The following is a 19,571-nucleotide window of genomic DNA, read 5'->3' as shown; positions in this document are numbered from 1 at the left end:
ACCAGTAATAAATAATAGGAAACAAAGAAATTCTTTGTGATGACGTTGTTGTTAACAACTTTAAAAAGCGTAATAAAAATCATATTTAAACTTAGAAAAAGATGTTAACAACCTGTTTTTTAACGAAAGAAATGTATTTTTACGTTTCACACAATATTTTTGTGGGTCAAATACACTAAAAAACTTGTTTTTTAGTTATCACACTATATAAATTATCTGGCTTTGGGGAAAAAAATATCACAAATCACGTTGGTATTGCTTTTAGCAATCGTTGCACTTGCTTGTTCTCGTAAAAAAGACAAATTTGTAAATCGTGCTTGGCATGATGTTACAACAAAGAACAACACACTTTATAATGGTCGGATAGCCTATGATCTTGGTCGGCAAGATATTGTTGATACGTACAAGGATAATTTTTGGGAAGTACTGCCGATAGAAAGAATGATCGTTAGTGAAGATGTTCGATTACCAAGCGAAGTTTTAAACCAAAATTTTGACAAGGCAGAAGAAAAAGCAGTAAAAGCAATTCAAAAACATAGTATGTTGATCGATGACAGGGAACGTAACCCTAAAATCGATGAAGCATTCTTACTTCTAGGAAAATCAAGGTACTTTGAACAACGTTTTATTCCTGCGCTAGAGGCCTTTAATTATATTCTATATAAATACCCTACAAGTAACACAATCAATCATGCTAAAGTATGGAGAGCAAAGGCAAATCTTCGTTTAGATAACAACGAGAAGGCTATTGAAGATCTTACCAGGATGATCGAGCAAGAGTATATGAAACCTCAAGATTATGCAGATGCTGTATCAATGATGGCACAAGCATATATTAATTTAAAACAAAAAGACTCTGCCGTAACATTTATTAATAAAGCTGCGATTCATACCAAAAATTTTGAGGAAAAAGGTCGTTATTTATATATAAAAGGACAGTTGTTAAATGAGTTAGGACATAAGGATAGTGCAAATTGGGCATTTGATCAAGTAATAGATCTTAACAGAAGAACACCTAGAAGATATTTGATCAATGCACATATGGCTAAATCCCGAAACTTTGATTACGATAGTGGTAATAAAGAAGAGTTTTTAGAACTATTAACAGATCTTGAAGAAAATCGAGAAAACAGACCTTTTTTAGACAGAATCTACAATCAAAAAGCAGTTTATTTTAAAACGTTAGATTCAATGGATTTAGCGGTAGAATATTATAATAAATCACTGCGTACAAATTCTGAAGACAAATATTTAGAATCCATAAATTATTATACGCTAGGTAATATTAATTTTGATAATAAGGAGTATGCTATTTCTGGAGCATATTATGACAGTACATTACAACGTATGACTGTCGATTCTAAACGATATCGAGTATTAAAGAAAAAACGCGTTAACCTTGATGACGTTATTTTGTATGAAGGTATTGCAAAAACAAACGATAGTATTCTTACTGTAGCAGCAATGTCACCAGATGAAAGAATAGCATACTACTCAGAATTTACCGAAGCCTTGAAAGCAGAAGCAATCGCTGCAGAAAAAGCAGAAGAGATTGCTAAGATTAAAAACCAATTACCAACAGAGCAACGTTTTAATCAAAACGGAACTGGGGCTAGAAGAGGTAAAGAAACAAGTAAAGGAGCTAAATTTTATTTTTACAATCAAACTGTAGTAGCTTACGGTAAAACGGCTTTTAAAAGAACTTTTGGAAATCGAGAATTACAAGATAACTGGAGAGTTTCAAGTATTACTAATCCAGCCGCAGTGGCAGATATCGATCAAGAGAGAAAAGAAGAATATTCTATAGAAAGTGATCCAGCGTTTGATCCGCAGACATATATAGCACAAATCCCTACAGACCAAAATGTGTTAGATAGCTTAAAGACAGAGTTTAATTTTGCATATTATCAATTAGGAGTAATCTATAAAGAAAAGTTCCAAGAATATGGATTGGCAACAAGTAAATTAGAAGATTTACTACAAAATGATCCAGAACAACGTTTGATTATTCCTGCAAAATATAATCTATACAAGATTTACCAATTACAAGGTAATACTAGCAAGGCCGATGAGTTTAAAAATAACATCATTACAAATCATAGCGATTCTAGATATGCAAAGATTTTGCTGAATCCTGAAGAGGAACTACAAGATGATAGTAGTAGTCCTAATGCTGTGTATAATAGATTGTATAAAGACTTTAGAGACCAAAAGTATGCCCTGGTAATTAGTAAAAGCGATGAGTTAATTACAAAATATGGTGGTGAAGATGAATTTTTGCCAAAATTTGAATTATTGAAAGCGCAAGCTATAGGAAGATATAGAGGGTTTGAAGCATATAAAGAAGCTTTAAATTATGTTGCATTAAATTATCCTCAGAGCCCAGAAGGTAAGCAGGCACAAATAATCTATCAAGTAACAATACCCCAAATAGAAAATAATGTATTTGTAGAAGGTGTAGATGAGGAAAAGAACCACAAATTAATGTACACTTTTTCTACTGCAGAAAACGAGCAAGCTCTTGCATTAAAAGAACATTTAGAGAATATTATCAAAGAACTTCGATATGATAAAATGAAAGTTTCTTTAGATGCATATACTAAAGATCAACAATTTTTAGTTGTACATACTAGAAGAGATAGATTAGGAGCTGAAGGTCTAGGAGAATTACTAAGTTTAGGAAAAACCGAAGATAGTAGAGGTGTTGATTTAACTAAATGGAATAGAAGAAAAAAATATTATAAAAAGGTAGAAGCTGAATATTTTACGGTAGCATCTCCTAATTATCGCATACTTCAGATTCATAAAAATCTTGAAGGATATAACAAACAACCACAAACAGAAGAAACCGAGTAATTAACTTAATCCCCCTTAAGAATATGTTTTCAGACAATAAAAAAGGAAGAGATCACGGCAATATGACTGACTTTTCTCGTAATCAAAACAAAATTTCAGAAGGAACAAAAATCGTAGGTGATATTGTTTCTGAAGGAGGTTTTAGAATAGAAGGCACCATTGAGGGTACATTTAAAACTACAGGAAAAGTAGTAGTAGGATCCTCAGGGTTTATAAAAGGAACGTTAGAATGTTCAGATGCAGATTTTGAAGGTAAATTTTCAGGAACTCTTAATGTTGCAAACACACTATCTTTAAAACCAACAGCACATATAGAAGGCGAAGTTACCGTAGGTAAGTTAGCTGTAGAGCCGGGAGCAAACTTTAATGCATCATGTTCTATGAAAGGTGGTGTAAAATCTTTAAGCAAACCAGGTGAAAAAACAGGACAACCAGGACAACCACAAGGGCAAGGAAAATCAGCTTAAAAAGTACATAGCCTTAACAGGAATAGCATTCCAAATGGGAGCTACAATTTTTCTGTGCGCCTATGCTGGAAAAAACCTCGATTTATATTACCAATTAGAAAAAAAATGGTTTACTATGGGGTTAGTGCTATTTGGGGTTGCTGCTTCATTATATTTGGTGATTAAACAACTCGATAGAATTAATAATTCTAAAAAATAAATCGACTTTAATCCCGTATTTTTTTTGAAACATGAACAACGTTTTTGATAGTAAAACACTTCAGAGTTTATCCCGCTTTTTAATACTATTTATAGGAATTTTAGTAGTAGGTTATTTTATACATACCCAAACTATACAATACTTCTCGTTTCATAGTAATACCTATATATTAGATCTGTCTTATCTTTTTAATGGAGCCTTTACAATTGTACTTTTTCTTATAATCATTGTGTTTAGAAAAAAGTTTAAAGACCAAATAGGTTTTATTTTTATGGCAGGAAGTCTTATTAAACTTGGGATTTTTGCAGCTATTACAAAAATGGGAGGAGTAGAAATTGATAAAACGATCTTTCTGGATTTTTTTATTCCGTATGTGATTTCAGTGGTCTTAGAAGTCTATTATATTTCCAAAATCCTGAAGAATACACAATACACTGATAATCAACAAATTAAATAACAACTAATAATATCAAACTTATTTAGTTAAATATAGTTTAAGATTATAACATAATTATGTACATTTGCACCGAAATTTAGGAACCGAAATTTTCCGTGAAAATGCAAAACCGTACTGTAGTTAGAATTTTATTGATATTTGCTTTGGTTTTTACCACTGCAAATTTATCCGCAAAAGAATCTGAAAAAGAAGGTAATGGAGATTTAAAAACTGAGATCAAAGAATTTATAGATCATCACCTTCAAGACTCTCACGATTTTACATTATTTTCTGATAAAGAAGCAAATAAACATTATGGTTTTCCTTTGCCAGTAATTCTTTGGGATAATGGGGTAAAGGTGTTTTCTTCTTCAAAATTTCATCATGGAGAAACTGTTGCTGAAGTAGATGGTAACTTCTACAAATTGTACCATTCTAAAATCTACAAAACAGATGCAGCGGGTACTATTAATTATGATGACCATCATCATGCAACAAATGCAAAACCATTAGACTTTTCGATTACTAAAAATGTAGTAAGCATGTTACTAATTGGCTTACTAATGTTTTTTATGTTTAGTCGTTTAGCTAAATCATACAAGAAAAATAATGGGATCCCTACAGGAGTAGGTCGTTTCTTAGAGCCTTTAGTGCTTTTTGTTAGGGATGATATTGCAATCCCAAATATCGGAGAGAAAAAATATAAGAAGTATATGAGCTTTTTGCTTACAACATTCTTCTTTATTTGGTTGTTAAATCTATTAGGAATGACTCCTTTGGCAGTTAATGTTACAGGTAACATAGCTGTTACTTTAGGTTTGGCATTGCTTACTTTTTTGATCACAAACTTTACAGCGAATAAAAATTACTGGGGTCATATTTTCTGGATGCCTGGTGTACCTACATTTATGAAGATAGTTTTGGCGCCGATAGAATTACTAGGTATTTTCATTAAGCCATTTTCATTAATGATTCGTTTGTATGCCAACATGACTGCAGGTCACGTTGTACTTATGAGTATTGTTGGGTTAATATTTATTTTCAAAAGTTGGATTGGTAGTCCATTATCATTTGGTTTAGCATTTGCGTTATCAATATTAGAATTATTGGTAGCTGCATTACAAGCATATATATTTACGATGTTGTCTGCACTATACTTTGGTATGGCAAATGAAGAGGCACATCATTAATAGTTAATTTGAAGTTTAATTTTTAATTATATAATCATGGATATCCCAAGAATTGTTGGAGCAGGTTTAATTGTTATAGGTGCTGGAGTTGGTATCGGTAGAATTGGTGGACAAGCGATGGAAGCTATCGCACGTCAACCAGAAGCTTCTGGTAAAATCCAAACAGCTATGCTTATTGCAGCCGCTCTTATTGAAGGTATTGGATTTGCTGCGTTATTCGCATCTTAATTCATTATTACAAATGATAACAACTGTAACGGTTGGTTACAGTTGTTGTTTTATATTTTTAAAGATTAAACCATAAAGAAAATAACATAAATTAATTATGGATAAGTTAATAAACGATTTTTCATTCGGTCTTTTTTTCTGGCAGATACTACTTTTTGTAGGATTACTTTTATTATTAAGAAAATTTGCTTGGAAACCTATCTTAGAAGCTGTAAACAACAGAGAAGAAGGAATTAAAAATGCATTAGAGTCTGCAGAGTCTGCAAGAAAAGAAATGCAAAACCTTCAAGCTGATAATGAGCGCATCTTAAATGAAGCAAGAGCAGAACGTGATGGTATGCTTAAAGAAGCAAAGCAGCTTAAAGAAAATATAATCGCTGATGCAAAAGCTGAAGCGCAAACAGAAGCTGATAAAATCGTTGCACAAGCACAGGCTACTATCGAAAGCGAAAAGAAAGCCGCGATTGCTGACCTAAAAAGTCAAGTAGCGGGAATTTCTGTAGAAATTGCAGAGAAAGTAGTAAGAAAGGAATTAGATAACAAAGACAAGCAATTAGAATTAGTCGAGTCTATGTTAGGAGATGTTACTTTAAACTAATCATAACATGAGTAGAGCAGCAATACGTTATGCTAAAGCAGTTTTGAGTTTGGCTCAGGACAAAAAAACTACTGAAGATGTTCAGAAGGATATGCAAAGTATTATCACTACCGTTAGTGATAGCGCAGAGCTCAAAATGGTATTAAATAGCCCTCTTATAAAAAGTGAAATAAAACTAGCTTCTTTAAAAGAGATATTTAAAAGTACTGGAGAACTTACGCAAAACCTTTTTGATGTTTTGATTGAAAATAAAAGAGTTGATCTGTTAGGTGATGTTGCAAAACAGTATATTGTTTTATTAGATAAGTCAAATAACACTCAGGTAGCTACAGTGACTACGGCCATCCCTTTAGATAAAGGATTAAGTGCAAAAGTACAAGCAAAAGTAAAAGAGTTAACAGGTAATGAGGCTACTATAGAGAATGTAATCGATGAAAGTATTATCGGTGGATTTATTCTTAGAGTAGGAGATTTACAATACAACGCTAGTATAGCAAATAAGCTTACGAATTTAAAAAGAGAGTTGAGTAATTAATAATTACACCAATTATATAAATTTAATAATAAGAGAAAGAGTAGTTAATACTTGTTCTTACAAACTATTATAAAATGGCAGAAGTGAATCCTGCTGAAGTTTCAGCAATATTAAAACAACAATTATCTGGATTTGAGGCAACAGCTTCATTAGAAGAGGTAGGTACTGTATTACAAGTAGGTGATGGTATCGCCAGAGTTTACGGATTGTCTAACGCTCAATATGGAGAGTTAGTTGAATTTGAATCTGGTTTAGAGGGTATTGTACTTAACCTTGAAGAAGATAATGTTGGGGTAGTACTTTTAGGTTCTTCAACAGAAATTAAAGAGGGTGCAACAGTAAAACGTACACAACGTATTGCATCTATCAATGTAGGAGAAGGAATCGTTGGTCGTGTAGTGGATACTTTAGGTAACCCTATCGATGGTAAAGGACCTATTGAAGGTGAAACTTTTGAAATGCCATTAGAGCGTAAGGCTCCTGGTGTAGTTTTCCGTCAGCCGGTAACAGAACCTCTTCAAACAGGGATCAAATCAATCGATGCAATGGTACCTATCGGTAGAGGACAACGTGAGTTGGTAATCGGTGACCGTCAAACAGGTAAAACAACAGTTTGTATTGATACGATTCTTAATCAAAAAGAATTTTACGATGCTGGTGAGCCAGTATATTGTATATATGTTGCTATAGGGCAAAAAGCTTCTACAGTAGCACTTATTGCTAAGGTTTTAGAAGATAAAGGAGCAATGGCATATACTACGATAGTAGCAGCAAACGCTTCTGATCCTGCACCAATGCAAGTATATGCACCATTTGCAGGAGCTGCGATCGGAGAATATTTCCGTGATACAGGTCGTCCAGCATTAATCATTTATGATGATTTATCTAAGCAAGCTGTAGCATACCGTGAGGTATCTTTATTATTACGTCGTCCACCAGGACGTGAGGCGTATCCTGGAGATGTTTTCTACCTTCACTCAAGATTATTAGAGCGTGCTGCAAAAGTGATTGCTGATGATAGTATCGCAAAAGATATGAATGACTTACCAGATACTTTAAAAGATAAAGTAAAAGGTGGTGGATCATTAACAGCATTACCAATTATCGAAACACAAGCTGGTGATGTATCTGCATATATCCCAACCAATGTAATTTCGATTACCGATGGTCAGATATTCTTAACTTCTGATTTATTTAACTCTGGTGTACGTCCGGCAATTAACGTAGGTATCTCGGTATCACGTGTTGGAGGATCTGCACAGATAAAATCAATGAAGAAAGTTGCGGGTACGCTAAAACTGGATCAAGCACAGTTTCGTGAACTAGAAGCTTTTGCTAAGTTTGGTTCTGACCTTGATGCAGCTACCTTGAATGTAATTGAAAAAGGTAAGCGTAATGTTGAGATCTTAAAGCAAGCGCAAAATGATCCATACACTGTAGAAGATCAGATCGCAATTATTTATGCAGGATCTAAGAACTTATTAAGAGATGTTCCTGTAAATAAGATCAAAGAATTTGAAGGTGATTTTATCGAGTACCTTAATGCTAAGCATAGAGATACACTAGATACTTTAAAAGCTGGAAAATTAACAGATGAGGTAACAGATGTGTTATTATCAGCTTGTAAGGAGATTTCAGCTAAATATAAAGCTTAATAAAAATTCATAATTCTGAATTCAGAATTCATAATTATAAGAAATGGCTAATTTAAAAGAATTACGTAGTAGAATTACCTCTGTATCTTCAACGATGCAAATCACAAGTGCCATGAAAATGGTATCTGCCGCAAAGTTGAACAAGGCACAGCAGGCGATTACTGCTATGAGACCATATGCAGATAAACTTACAGAGCTTCTACAAAGCTTAAGTGCTTCTCTAGAAGGAGATAGTGCTAGTGTTTATGCAGAGCAACGCGAAGTAAATAAAGTATTGGTTGTAGGGATTGCTTCTAATCGTGGACTAGCAGGTGCTTTTAATACTAATATTGCTAAAGGTGTTAAAGGATTGTATGAAAATGACTATGCAGGAAAACAAGTAGATTTTGTTACTATAGGTAAAAAAATCAACGATGTAGTTTCTAAAACACACACAGTAGTAGCTAATAAAAGTGAGGTGTATGATGATCTTACTTTTGCTAATGTAGCTGCTATTGCCGAAGAATTAATGGAGTTCTTTACAAACGGTTCTTACGATAAGATTGTAATCGTATATAATAAGTTCAAAAATGCTGCAACGCAAGAGGTAACTACAGAACAGTTTTTACCAATTGTTCCTATAGAAGGTGGTACTGCCACTAATGTTGACTATATTTTTGAGCCGTCTAAAGAAGAAATTGTAGAACAATTAATTCCAAAGTCATTAAAGACACAATTGTATAAGGCTATAAGAGATTCTTTTGCTTCTGAGCACGGTGCGCGTATGACAGCGATGCATAAGGCTACCGATAATGCTACAGAGCTTAGAGATGCACTTAAATTGTCTTATAACAAAGCAAGACAAGCTGCAATTACTAATGAGATCTTAGAGATCGTTGGTGGTGCAGAAGCATTGAATAACTAATTATTTTAAATCATATTATAAAGCCTCTTCTATACTACAGAAGAGGCTTTTTTTATTTAAACATTCTTTCTTTTAAGTATTTATATCGCGTTCGCCCAATAGGTAATAATTCTTCATTTTTTAACTCTGCAAAGTACTTACTACCCGAACTGATTTTAATAGCATTAATTTCTTCAATTTTTAGAATATAAGATTTATGTGATCTAATAAAAGTATCTGGAAGCAATTGCTCTAGTTTTTCTAGAGATTTGTCGTGTAAAAAGCTTTTTCCATTAGTAAGCACAAGTTCTGAATACATACCAGCACCCTTGATATAAATAATGTTTTCTATAGTAACGAGTTGAATTTCTCCACGCTTTTTTACGGCTAAAAACTTAATGTTTTTTGTATGTATATCTTCCTTATTAAGTACGCGATTAAATGCAAGATCTAACCTTTCTTTATTAAAAGGTTTGGGAACAAAATCCAAAACACCGTGTTCAAAAGCTTTTAAAGCCTGTTCTTTATATGCCGATATAATAATGGTATGAAAAGACTCAGAAACTGTATTTTTTAAAAGATCAAAGCCGTTATCTCCATTAAGATTAAGATCTAGGAGTACCAGGTCAACCTTATGATGTTGTATATAAGTTATACCTTCTTGTAATGACTCTATATGTGTTATTTCATTTAACGTATTTAAAAAGAATTCTCGAGTCATTCTCAAAATTCTTTTAGCTATTCTTGATTCATCTTCAATGACTAAAATATTCATAAACTAGTGATATATTGTTATTGTGTTTTCCCACCCATTGGTTGTTTTTTGGGAGGTAAAGTGCCATTTTTCATCATAACTTTCAGTTAATCGAGCTTTTATATACGCATTACCTGTTCCATCTTGTATTTTTTTATCAGGTTTTCTTAGAGAAGCGATGGTTTGTAAAATGTATTTGGTGCTATCAGAATCTGATTCATGACTAAATCGATACCTTATTTCATTATGTTCATTAGGGAGACCGTGTGTGATGCCATTTTCGACTAAAGTGTGAATTATAGCCGGAGGAATTTTTTTGGTTTGATCAATGTTCTTTTCATCCCACGAGTAAACGATTTCTTTTCTATATTTCATGATATTTAAAAAACTCTTACAAAGTTGTATTTCCTGGGTGATCGGGATTAGTTTTTTGTCTTCGATTTGGTTTAATAAATTAAATTCTTCTGCCAAAGCCTCTATAAAATTAACCCCTTTGGCAGGTGATTCTTCTACCCAATCTATTAGTGAGGTAAGTGTATTCATTAAAAAATGAGGTTGTATTTTTTTCTTTAGCAACTCGTTTTTTAATCGACTGGTTTGTAGTAATGAATGCTCATACGATTTACGTTGTTCTCGTATTTGTAGTGCAAGAAGATAGAACATACAAAGTAAAAGAAGCGTAAAACTTAGTATCAAACTCATGTCATATGCTAAGAAATTGTATAATAGAACATTGATTAATAGAGTAGTAAGTACAACGATAGCCTGTGATTTTTTTCTAAAAACAGCATGCCCAACAATACCCGCCGATGCTATCCACATACTAACGATTAGTAATTTGGTAGTAAAATCATAATGACCTCTATTTAGAAAGTAAAGTAAAATCAAAAAAAGAAAGTATAATGGGACTAGTATTTTTCTTTTTGGAAGTGAAAACTGAATAGAAAAATAAACAGGTATCAAAAATGATATCAAAAAGGTCAATACTCCTATAATTTCTAATCTAATATAAAAATCACTGTAATGTATGGGGAGATAGAATTTGACATATTCTATAATGATTAAAAGAAAGAAGAGAAATGAGCAAATGCTAAATAATAGAACAGGAAAAAACTTTCGATTATTGAAATAAAGTATAAAAAAGTAAATAGCAGTAAGGAAAAAAGCACCTGCTAGAATATATGTAATTGATGTTAATACAAGTGGTGCTTGAATTAAGTTCTTGTAATTTGAGAAAACCAAGCCAAATCCTCTGTCTTTATCTGGATGATATTTTTGTGATACTCTAAATGCTACGCTATGTTCTCCTTTTTTTGCTAAATGATGAGGAATGATAAAGGACCTATCAACCTCGCCTATCTTATCAATATTGTTTTCTTTACCAGGCGTCCCATTAGTACCAATAAGAATGTTATCCCAATATAGCTCATAGGCGCCAAAAGCATAAACAAGTACACCTTGTGGTTTAAATGGTTCTGGATCTTCAGGAAGTACAACTTTCATACGTACCCAAAAAATGCGATCGTTATAATTGTCTCTTTGATTTGCCCAAGTACTATCATCAAAATTTTTCTGTGTCCATGAAGGATCATCGCCTATTTTGTATTTGGCCTTAGGTGCTAACACCAGGTAATCATCTTGACATGAAATCACAAGCAAGACGATGATAAGAAAAGACAACTTTTTAAACAGTTTATATAGCATGTATTAAAAATAAATCGATTATCAACGGCTAAGTTAGTTTAAAAATAGAGTTCAAAAATGCAGTTTAAATAGCTATAGAGCAGTTGGTAAAAAAACACTTTTAATCTCGTAAATAAAACATGAATTTGTATCAAAATCAATTTACGAACTAATATGTTATTACTATGAAAACGATAAAATTTATAATTGTAGCCCTTATAATCGTAGTTAGCGATTATACATTTAAAATTAATGCACAACAAAATAGCAACTTTCAAGAATCTTCAGAATTTGATGCTTTGGCGGTAACTATTAAAGAAAAAATGGAAAAGCATAAGCTGTATGGATTAAGTGTAGCTGTTTTTGAGGATTATAAAGTTATTTGGACACAAGAGTGGGGTATAAAAGCTGCAAATTCTGATGATAAAATAGATGCCAATACATCATTTTCAACAGCTTCTACATCAAAAGCTGTAGTGGCAATGCTGTGTGGAGTTTTAGAAGAGAAAGGATTAATAGATTTAGATAGTCCAATTTCAAAATATCTGCAACGTTGGAAGTTGCCAAAAAGTAATTTTAAAAAGTCAGGTCAAATCACTTGGATGCAACTATTATCACATACGGCAGGAACTACTCAAGGAGGTTTTGCTGACTTTTACGAAGGTGATAAAATCCCAACTATTGTGCAGAGTTTAAAAGGAGAACTGCTTCCGAGATATGATAAAGAAATTGGATTTATTTTTGAACCAGGAACAGATTGGGAGTATAGTGGTGGTGGATATGTAATTATTCAAATGGCTTTGGAAGATCATTTCAAAAAACCATTAGCAGAATTAATGCAAGAACATATTTTGACTCCTCTTGGATTAGAAAACACAACTATGAAACAGCCAAATGAGGATGGTTTTCTTACCAATGTTGCAAAAGTGCACAATAGTAAAGGAGAGATTATTAAAACAGGATTACCTATTACTCCACAAGTTGCACCATCCGGAATGTGGTCTACGCCATCAGATTTATCTGTGATCGCTATCGAAATGCAAAATGCGTTACGTAATAAAAACAACAAAGTAGTATCAAATGCTGTTGCCAAAAGAATTACTGATATTGTTACTCTTGACAAAATTGGGGGTTGGAGCGCTGGTTGGAGAAGATCTTTTGGAATCGGTAACCTAGATTGGTTTTCTCACGGGGGATCAAATACAGGAGTTGGCGGAGAATTTATGGCAACCATGAACGGTGGTAATGGGATTGCGATATTAGCTAACGGAGATAAACCCAATAGAATGCCAGTAATGGGGTTTTTAAGAAACGAGGTAATTACCATGCGCGGTTGGAAAAAACCTATTCAAAAATCACTACTACATAAAGCGCCTCAAGAATTGATATCAGCCATTCAAGGACCTTATTTAGATTTTTTATTTAGTGCTCAAGTCATCGATAAAATTTTCGAAGAAAATGGAGAGGTATACATTAATTCTCCTCTGTTTGAATTCATATTAAATAAGAAAAAAAATAAAATGTTCTACTTGGGCAACAACACTTTTAAAATTGAAGATTACCCAAACTATGTACAGTTTAATCTAAGTGCAACAAATAAATTCGAAGGAATAGTAATTTATCGAGATGTAGATAAAAAAAATAAAGTGATTATTAAAAAAGAAGCCGTTAGAAATCATAAAACCGAGTTGATCAATGCTTTTATGCAGAATGACATCAATGATGCGATAATCACATATAAAAAAGTAAAAAAAGAAGCACCTAGTTTAAATTATGAAGCAATGCTTAACGAATTTGGATATCAGTTTTATATAGAAAATAATATGGAAAAAGCTATTGCAGTATTAGAGTTTAATGCAAAAGAACATTCATCGTCATATAATACATTTGATAGCTTAGGAGAGATTTATGAGTTAACTGGAGCCATAAAAAAATCTATCGCTAATTATAAAAAAGCAGCAGCACTTAATAATTCTGATGATTACAAGGAACGTGTGGCGCAAAAAGTTTTAGAATTAACTCGTAAATTATAATGATAAGCTCAGTATAACATTGCTGGCGAAAATAAAAAGATGTATAAAAAAAGAAAAATTAGTGCTAAAGACCTTCCGTTGGGCCAAAAAGGCCCTCGGTTGGATCTGTTAGACGGAATTTTAGACGTCAGAGCGCTAAAATTAGAGAGGCATGGTCTAATTTTTAACCTAAAGGGCTCAAATTTTAACCGTATTGACCCAAAATTACACCCCAAAGATTCAACACTTCGTCAAAATGACCCAACGGAAGGTTAAAAAGGCTCATAGCATGGTATAGGTAGCTCAAATTTTAGATTGCGAAGCCTAAAATTACACCCCGGAGCTCGAATGATGAAGACTATATGCATAAAACATATAAACTGCATTTGTTGAGCGGGCAACTAGTTTAAACTTCTTTTTTTAATTGATGACGCAACTTTTACAAATTAGACAGTCTAAAGGGTGTACGAATAATTTTAAGCTCTGATTATGAAAAAATCTCACATACAATTACTGGTTGTCTTTTTACACGCTATCATGCTCGTCTCTTGTAATAATGATGACAATACAAGTTTTGATGACCGTATCGAAGAAGATCCTTGTGCAGATTTTATTAATAAAAATGATGAAACTTGCGGCGTAAGACTGTACAATTTGGATTCAATACCAAGAACAGGTGCTATTAGAATGTATGGCGCTACCAATACATTAGATAATCCAGGATGGATTTGGGGTATAGCAGAATCTGTTGTAATTGAAAAATGTTTTTCTTTTATCGCAGAAGAGGAGCTCATAAATTATGGGGTTAGAATACTAAGTACTTCAAATATAGAAGAAACATATACTGTTGAGTTTTTAGAGGATTCTAAAGAAGTATATGTAGCAGTAAAACATTTATCGGGAGATGATGTAATCTGTATTTCTGGAGTTCGTCAATCGGTTAAAAAATAATAAGAGTGGTAAGCGACTTATTCAATTTCCTATTTACTTTTTGATATGTTTTGAAGAATTTGGCTTGTGTTAAAAGTCTACCATAGATAAGTTAAACATATCACAAAAACATTTTTGTGAATCTAGTAAATTGTTTATTATTAATTAGTTGTGTTCTTAGGTGTTCTTTTATAAATTTTTCCTTGCGGAAACCCGTAACCAGATTTCTAAAAAGCATAGTATATTTATTTCGTTATTCGATAACAGTCTTTTGTACCTACCCAGAATCGAATTTTCATAATTTTTTTGATGTACACTATTGACTTAGACAAGTTTTGTTTAAGCAAGATTACTTATGGCTTTTTTGAAAGAGCTAAAAGAGCCGTGTTATATCTAAAATGTAACATTAGAAAACCGTTTCTGTAATTAATAAATACAACAAATCATTAATTTTTAAAATCTAATATCATATGAAAAAAATCGTTTTAACTTTAGGAATATTATTAGGTACAATATCTACCTATGCAATAAGCACAGATTTGAATATAAATACAAAAATGAAAAATAGCGCAGAAGTAACTTCTACTGAGGATTTAGAATTTTGTACTAGAATTACGCATATTTACAATCATGACGGAGAGATAGTTGATGTCGTAATACAGTCTTGTTAAACTCTGTAGAATAATTTAAATCTTTAATAGATAAAAGTAATATAATTTTTAAATTATAGAAACGGTTTAAAACTAAAACTAAAATGAAAAACATATTATATCTATTTGTATTAGTAGGGTACTTTGCATTTTCACAAGTGCCAAATCTTGGAATTGTAGAGTATCAAAGAATTATTAATAATCCTGGTGGTGTATCTTTTGGCACAGCATATAGACTTTATTTTGACGCTGAAAGGTCTATGTATAAAAGAATGGGAGATGCAAAAAGAATAAATAAAAACGAAGAACAATCTTACGGATCAGAAGGGCAACAAGTAACAGACAAAATTTTGAAATCTAGCCTGCCATTTTCTTACTATTATACCAATACAAAGGATAAAAACTTATTGTTTAGAGAAACAATAGTACAAAAATCCTATATAGTTCAAGATAGCTTAGAGGTAATTCCTTGGAAATTAGAAGAAGATTACAAAGAAATAGGTGAATATGAATGTCAAAAAGCAATGGCAAAATATAGAGGAAGAGAATATATCGTTTGGTTTACAACAGAAATACCAGTATCACATGGGCCTTGGAAATTAAGAGGGTTACCAGGTTTAATTCTAGAAGTTACCGAAGAAACGGGGAAATATGAATTTAGAGCCACTAAAATTAATCTAAGTCCTGATCATGAAAAGGTAAAAGAGGAATTACAAAAGCCTAAGACTAAAGCTAAAGATATAATAGGTTTCGATGGATACAAAGAAGTTATAAAAAATAAGGCTAAAGACGAAAGAGCAATGATGCTAGCTTCATTGCCTAGAGGGGGTAAATCATTAGAGGGCTGTGATATTTGTCCTGATCCAAATAATCGAAGTTTAGAAAGATTTGAGTAACCCTAAGTTTATGAATAAAGCATTAGTATTACTATTGTTTACAATAACGATTACGGCGCAAGATCAATATAGCGGTATTGTTGAATACCAGAATATTATCAACAATAAAAACGGAGTGTCTTTTGCCAATCCATACAGGCTTTATTTTGATGAGACTACATCTTTTTATGAAAAGATCGGTGATGCAAAAAAATTGGTAGGAAATAAACAAAAGGAAAGAGTAGGGCCAAATGGTGAAATGATATCCGATAAAATTGTAAAGAGTAATTTACCTAAGCCGTATTATTATACAAATACTAAAACCAATGAATTGATTTTTAGAGAATCTATAGCCCAAAAGCTATATTTTATAAGAGATACCATACAAAAAATTCCATGGCAATTGCATGAGGAACGCAAAAAAATAGGAGAATATACCTGTCAAAAAGCTACAGCTAAGTTTAGAGGACGTGAATATACGGTTTGGTTTACTTCAGAAATTCCAATATCGCATGGTCCATGGAAATTAAGAGGGTTACCTGGCCTGATTGTCGAAGTGAGTGAAGAAACAGGAAAGTACGAATTTAGGGCTACTACAATAAATTTAAATCCTGATATTAACGAGGTTAAAGATAAATTAAAGAAGCCCGATATCAGTAAAATTAAAGATCTGAACACCTACATTACGGCACTAAAAAACAAATATGATGAAACGATGGCAAAGGCAAGAGCTTCATTACCTAGAGGAGCTAGGATAATGACGGATTGTGATGTTTGCCCTGATCCAAAAAATTATAGCTTAGAAAGGTTTGAATAGTTTTAAAAGTATACTTTGATCAATCAGAAGACATTAACCTACTATAGTTGCCTAATACTATTTTTATTAGGCAATTTTTTATACGCCCAATCTACAATTAAGGGTATAGTTACAGACAGTATAGCTAATCCTATTGGATCCGCTAATGTGTTTTTAAAAGATAATAGCACCAATGCGATTACCTCTTTTGCATATACAAATCAAAAAGGAGAATATGTGCTACAAACTAATGAGATAGACGAAGTAATACTTAGTTTTTCTGCTTTGGGGTATGCAACAAAAGATATTAAAATTATTGTAAAGGAAAATGAAGAGATCGAGCATAATGCAGTACTAAAAGCTACATCATACGAGTTAGACGAAGTAATTATTGCTTCAGAAAAAGCGATAACCGAGAAAAAAGACACCATTGTATTTAATGTTTCATCTTTTAAACAAGGAGAAGAAACCGTAATACAAGATTTGCTTAAAAAACTACCGGGTGTTGATGTATCAGAAACGGGTACTATTAAAGTAGATGGCAGAGAAGTTGAAAAAGTAATGGTCGAGGGTGATGATTTCTTTAAAAAAGGATATAAGCTGCTTACCAAAAACTTAAATGTAGAAGCAGTAGATAAAGTAGAGGTGCTTCGACGATATTCTAATAATAAATTACTTAAAGGTATCGAGGAGAGTGAAAAAGTAGCTTTAAATTTAAAGTTGGATGAAGATTTTAAACGACAATGGTTTGGGTCTGTTTCACCTGGATATGGAGTAGTATCAGAGAATAGATACGATATCGAATCAAATGTGTCTAGTTTTGGGAAGAAGAATAAGTACTTTTTATTAGGGAGTATAAATAATATTGGAGAAGATGTGACCGATGATGTACGAGGACTTATAAATGCACAAAATTATAGTGACGAACCTGGTATGATAGGAGAAAGTCAAAGAGCATATTCTTTTATTAAGCTAAATGCCGAAGTACCAGGGTTAAAAAAAACTCGAACGAACTTTAATAATGCAGAGTTAGTCTCTTTAAACTCTATTTTTAAACTATCCTCAAAAGTAAACTTTAAGGTATTAGGGTTATTCAATTCAGATAATACTAAATTTTTTAGTCAAGGTTTTACTTCTTTTACAGGAAACACAACTTCATTTACTAATACTGAGAACTATACATTGGGCAAAACTACTAATGTGGGATTTGGTAAAGTAGAATTAAACTATGATATATCAGAAACTCAATTGTTCGAGTATGAAGGGAAATTTAATACATCATCGGTTAATACATCTACAGAATTAATATTTAATGAGCTAGAAAATAATGAAAGATTAGAAGACGAGAATCAACTTCATGATCATATGATTAAATACAGTAATAGATTTAAAAGTAATAAAGTGTTACTAGTAACAGGTAGGTATATTAATGAAGAAAAACCACAAGAATATACTACTAATCAATTTTTATTTACAGAGCTGTTTCCATTGACTCAAAACATAAATACTGTACGACAATTAAATAAAAATAAATTTAATTATGTTGGGTTTAAAGGGCACATGCTGGATCGAAGAAAAAACAAGGATTTATTGGATTTTAGTGTAGGATACGAATTTAGAAAAGATAGGTTGCGCTCTGATCTTTTTTTTAAAGAAAATAGTACGGTTTTAAATGCTCCAGATGAGTATATGAATCTTTCGAGATATACAACCCATGATTTATATATTATCTCAGGGTATAGAAAAAAATTAAGAGAAGTAGATATTGCCATAAATATTGAAGGGCATCAGTTATTTAATCAGTTAAAAGAGACAGATAAACGACAAAAGGAATCTCCTTTTTTAGTTAATACTAAACTAAATTTTAGTTGGGAAATCGATAAGGCAAATAGACTTTTTGCATATGTTGAAAATGTAAATTCTAATGCTAACGTGTCCGATATATACAGTAATTATTTACTCACAGGGTATCGAAGTTTTTTAAGAGGTACAGGAACATTTAACCAACTAAACGCTACTCGGGTATTTACGGGATATAACTTGGGCAATTTTGGAGATCGTTTCACTGCTAATATATCATTGTCATATCTTAAAGACAATGATTTTTTGAGTACAAATTCTATTATCACACAAAATTTTGTTCAAACTACAAAGTTGATTATACCAGACAGAGAGTTTTATAGTGCTAGTGTTAATCTAGATCGATATTTAAGATTTATTAGAAATAACATTAAGCTCAAACTTTCATATTCACTAGCAGAGTTTAAGAATATTGTAAATAGTACTAATTTAAGATTGGTAGAAAGCGAAGAATGTAAATATGGATTTGAAATACGATCCGGATTTAGAGGCATTTTTAATTATCATGTTGGCACCACTTGGAATACAACTCAAATTAGGACTTCAATAAAAAATACAGCAACACAAAATATCTCGTTCATAGACTTATCTTTTGTGTTAAGTTCTAAATTTAATATACAATTACAGTCAGAACGATACTTTTTTAATAACCTGGATGACGATAATGATACCTATTATTTTATGGATTTTGAAGTAAATTACAAACCAAAGAGTAAAGGAGTAAGTTTTTCTTTGATTGGAAATAACCTTTTAAACAGAGATAACTATAGAGATTATAATGTTACTGATACATTTATTTCTAGTGCCTCGTATCGATTACTTCCTAAATACGTATTACTAAAGGCAAATTACAAATTCTAATCACCTTAAATTTTTAAGAATGGTTAAAAACAATTATAAGTGAATATTTTAATTGTTGTAAAAAAGACATTTATCCAGAATAATTGCTAAAACCTAAAGAAGT

At 32.1% G+C, this 19,571-nt stretch carries 18 protein-coding genes; 16 read left to right on the top strand and 2 right to left on the bottom strand.

Annotation, left to right across the window (positions count from 1 at the left end):
* Positions 1-222 precede the first annotated feature (222 nt).
* The 10 genes from porW to atpG all read left to right on the top strand — a co-directional run bounded on the left by porW (position 223) and on the right by atpG (position 9,068).
* Positions 223-2,856, top strand: a complete 2,634-nt coding sequence (gene porW / locus AWE51_RS08695; RefSeq protein ID WP_232517367.1) for a type IX secretion system periplasmic lipoprotein PorW/SprE — start codon at positions 223-225, stop codon at positions 2,854-2,856.
* Positions 2,857-2,879: 23 nt separating this feature from the next.
* Positions 2,880-3,323, top strand: coding sequence for a bactofilin family protein (locus tag AWE51_RS08690; RefSeq protein ID WP_066312266.1), 444 nt, complete (start codon positions 2,880-2,882; stop codon positions 3,321-3,323).
* Positions 3,271-3,522, top strand: a complete 252-nt coding sequence (locus tag AWE51_RS26095; protein ID WP_262482901.1) for an AtpZ/AtpI family protein — start codon at positions 3,271-3,273, stop codon at positions 3,520-3,522. Before AWE51_RS08690 ends, AWE51_RS26095 begins: the two co-directional genes overlap by 53 nt.
* A 31-nt stretch (positions 3,523-3,553) precedes the next feature.
* The gene (locus AWE51_RS08685; protein WP_066312264.1) at positions 3,554-3,979 is read left to right on the top strand and encodes a DUF6168 family protein; all 426 of its coding nucleotides are present in this window, start codon (positions 3,554-3,556) and stop codon (positions 3,977-3,979) included.
* Between the two features lie 101 nt (positions 3,980-4,080).
* A complete protein-coding gene (gene atpB, locus AWE51_RS08680; protein WP_066312261.1) occupies positions 4,081-5,148 on the top strand; it encodes a F0F1 ATP synthase subunit A in 1,068 nt (355 codons plus the stop codon).
* Positions 5,149-5,184: 36 nt separating this feature from the next.
* The gene (gene atpE / locus AWE51_RS08675; protein WP_066312258.1) at positions 5,185-5,376 is read left to right on the top strand and encodes an ATP synthase F0 subunit C; all 192 of its coding nucleotides are present in this window, start codon (positions 5,185-5,187) and stop codon (positions 5,374-5,376) included.
* A gap of 97 nt (positions 5,377-5,473) precedes the next feature.
* The gene (locus AWE51_RS08670; RefSeq protein WP_066312255.1) at positions 5,474-5,974 is read left to right on the top strand and encodes a F0F1 ATP synthase subunit B; all 501 of its coding nucleotides are present in this window, start codon (positions 5,474-5,476) and stop codon (positions 5,972-5,974) included.
* Between the two features lie 7 nt (positions 5,975-5,981).
* Positions 5,982-6,509, top strand: coding sequence for an ATP synthase F1 subunit delta (gene atpH, locus AWE51_RS08665; RefSeq protein ID WP_066312253.1), 528 nt, complete (start codon positions 5,982-5,984; stop codon positions 6,507-6,509).
* A 74-nt stretch (positions 6,510-6,583) separates the two neighbouring features.
* Entirely contained in the window at positions 6,584-8,164 is a 1,581-nt protein-coding gene (gene atpA, locus AWE51_RS08660) for a F0F1 ATP synthase subunit alpha (RefSeq protein ID WP_066312251.1), read from the top strand.
* A 43-nt stretch (positions 8,165-8,207) separates the two neighbouring features.
* Complete coding sequence (gene atpG, locus AWE51_RS08655; protein WP_066312248.1) at positions 8,208-9,068, top strand: ATP synthase F1 subunit gamma; 861 nt, start codon at positions 8,208-8,210, stop codon at positions 9,066-9,068.
* Between the two features lie 52 nt (positions 9,069-9,120).
* On the opposite strand, the gene AWE51_RS08650 is transcribed toward atpG, so the two are convergent.
* On the bottom strand, positions 9,121-9,822 hold the full coding sequence (locus AWE51_RS08650) for a LytR/AlgR family response regulator transcription factor (RefSeq protein ID WP_066312247.1): 702 nt from the start codon (positions 9,820-9,822) through the stop codon (positions 9,121-9,123).
* Positions 9,823-9,825: 3 nt separating this feature from the next.
* Positions 9,826-11,505, bottom strand: coding sequence for a histidine kinase (locus AWE51_RS08645; RefSeq protein ID WP_066312242.1), 1,680 nt, complete (start codon positions 11,503-11,505; stop codon positions 9,826-9,828).
* Between the two features lie 164 nt (positions 11,506-11,669).
* Between AWE51_RS08645 and AWE51_RS08640 the strand changes: the two genes are divergently transcribed.
* The 6 genes from AWE51_RS08640 (at position 11,670) to AWE51_RS08610 (ending at position 19,468) form a co-directional block, all read left to right on the top strand.
* A complete protein-coding gene (locus AWE51_RS08640; protein WP_066312238.1) occupies positions 11,670-13,517 on the top strand; it encodes a serine hydrolase in 1,848 nt (615 codons plus the stop codon).
* Positions 13,518-13,985: 468 nt separating this feature from the next.
* Complete coding sequence (locus AWE51_RS08630; protein WP_157766047.1) at positions 13,986-14,447, top strand: hypothetical protein; 462 nt, start codon at positions 13,986-13,988, stop codon at positions 14,445-14,447.
* Positions 14,448-14,896: 449 nt separating this feature from the next.
* Positions 14,897-15,097, top strand: a complete 201-nt coding sequence (locus AWE51_RS26980; protein ID WP_066312234.1) for a hypothetical protein — start codon at positions 14,897-14,899, stop codon at positions 15,095-15,097.
* Positions 15,098-15,180: 83 nt separating this feature from the next.
* Entirely contained in the window at positions 15,181-15,972 is a 792-nt protein-coding gene (locus AWE51_RS08620) for a GLPGLI family protein (RefSeq protein ID WP_066312233.1), read from the top strand.
* A 10-nt stretch (positions 15,973-15,982) separates the two neighbouring features.
* Positions 15,983-16,768: a GLPGLI family protein gene (locus AWE51_RS08615; protein ID WP_099098778.1), complete on the top strand. Its 786-nt coding sequence runs from the start codon at positions 15,983-15,985 to the stop codon at positions 16,766-16,768.
* A 15-nt stretch (positions 16,769-16,783) separates the two neighbouring features.
* Positions 16,784-19,468 carry a carboxypeptidase-like regulatory domain-containing protein gene (locus AWE51_RS08610; protein WP_082832369.1) on the top strand — a complete coding sequence of 895 codons (2,685 nt, stop codon included), beginning with the start codon at positions 16,784-16,786 and terminating at the stop codon, positions 19,466-19,468.
* The last annotated feature ends 103 nt before the right edge of the window (positions 19,469-19,571 follow it).

The sequence above is a fragment of the Aquimarina aggregata genome, from assembly GCF_001632745.1.
GTDB classification, from domain to species: domain Bacteria; phylum Bacteroidota; class Bacteroidia; order Flavobacteriales; family Flavobacteriaceae; genus Aquimarina; species Aquimarina aggregata.
This window is presented reverse-complemented; position numbering and strand designations above follow the sequence as displayed.

Bases quoted from the DNA above. Each gene is read 5' to 3' on its own strand.
- AWE51_RS08670 (WP_066312255.1), top strand. From the start codon at position 5,474: ATGGATAAGTTAATAAACGATTTTTCATTCGGTCTTTTTTTCTGGCAG.
- AWE51_RS08685 (WP_066312264.1), top strand. From the start codon at position 3,554: ATGAACAACGTTTTTGATAGTAAAACACTTCAGAGTTTATCCCGCTTT.
- AWE51_RS08645 (WP_066312242.1), bottom strand. From the start codon at position 11,505: ATGCTATATAAACTGTTTAAAAAGTTGTCTTTTCTTATCATCGTCTTG.
- atpH (WP_066312253.1), top strand. From the start codon at position 5,982: ATGAGTAGAGCAGCAATACGTTATGCTAAAGCAGTTTTGAGTTTGGCT.
- atpA (WP_066312251.1), top strand. From the start codon at position 6,584: ATGGCAGAAGTGAATCCTGCTGAAGTTTCAGCAATATTAAAACAACAA.
- AWE51_RS08630 (WP_157766047.1), top strand. From the start codon at position 13,986: ATGAAAAAATCTCACATACAATTACTGGTTGTCTTTTTACACGCTATC.
- atpG (WP_066312248.1), top strand. From the start codon at position 8,208: ATGGCTAATTTAAAAGAATTACGTAGTAGAATTACCTCTGTATCTTCA.
- AWE51_RS08690 (WP_066312266.1), top strand. From the start codon at position 2,880: ATGTTTTCAGACAATAAAAAAGGAAGAGATCACGGCAATATGACTGAC.
- AWE51_RS26980 (WP_066312234.1), top strand. From the start codon at position 14,897: ATGAAAAAAATCGTTTTAACTTTAGGAATATTATTAGGTACAATATCT.
- AWE51_RS08640 (WP_066312238.1), top strand. From the start codon at position 11,670: ATGAAAACGATAAAATTTATAATTGTAGCCCTTATAATCGTAGTTAGC.
- atpB (WP_066312261.1), top strand. From the start codon at position 4,081: ATGCAAAACCGTACTGTAGTTAGAATTTTATTGATATTTGCTTTGGTT.
- AWE51_RS08620 (WP_066312233.1), top strand. From the start codon at position 15,181: ATGAAAAACATATTATATCTATTTGTATTAGTAGGGTACTTTGCATTT.
- AWE51_RS08650 (WP_066312247.1), bottom strand. From the start codon at position 9,822: ATGAATATTTTAGTCATTGAAGATGAATCAAGAATAGCTAAAAGAATT.
- AWE51_RS08615 (WP_099098778.1), top strand. From the start codon at position 15,983: ATGAATAAAGCATTAGTATTACTATTGTTTACAATAACGATTACGGCG.
- atpE (WP_066312258.1), top strand. From the start codon at position 5,185: ATGGATATCCCAAGAATTGTTGGAGCAGGTTTAATTGTTATAGGTGCT.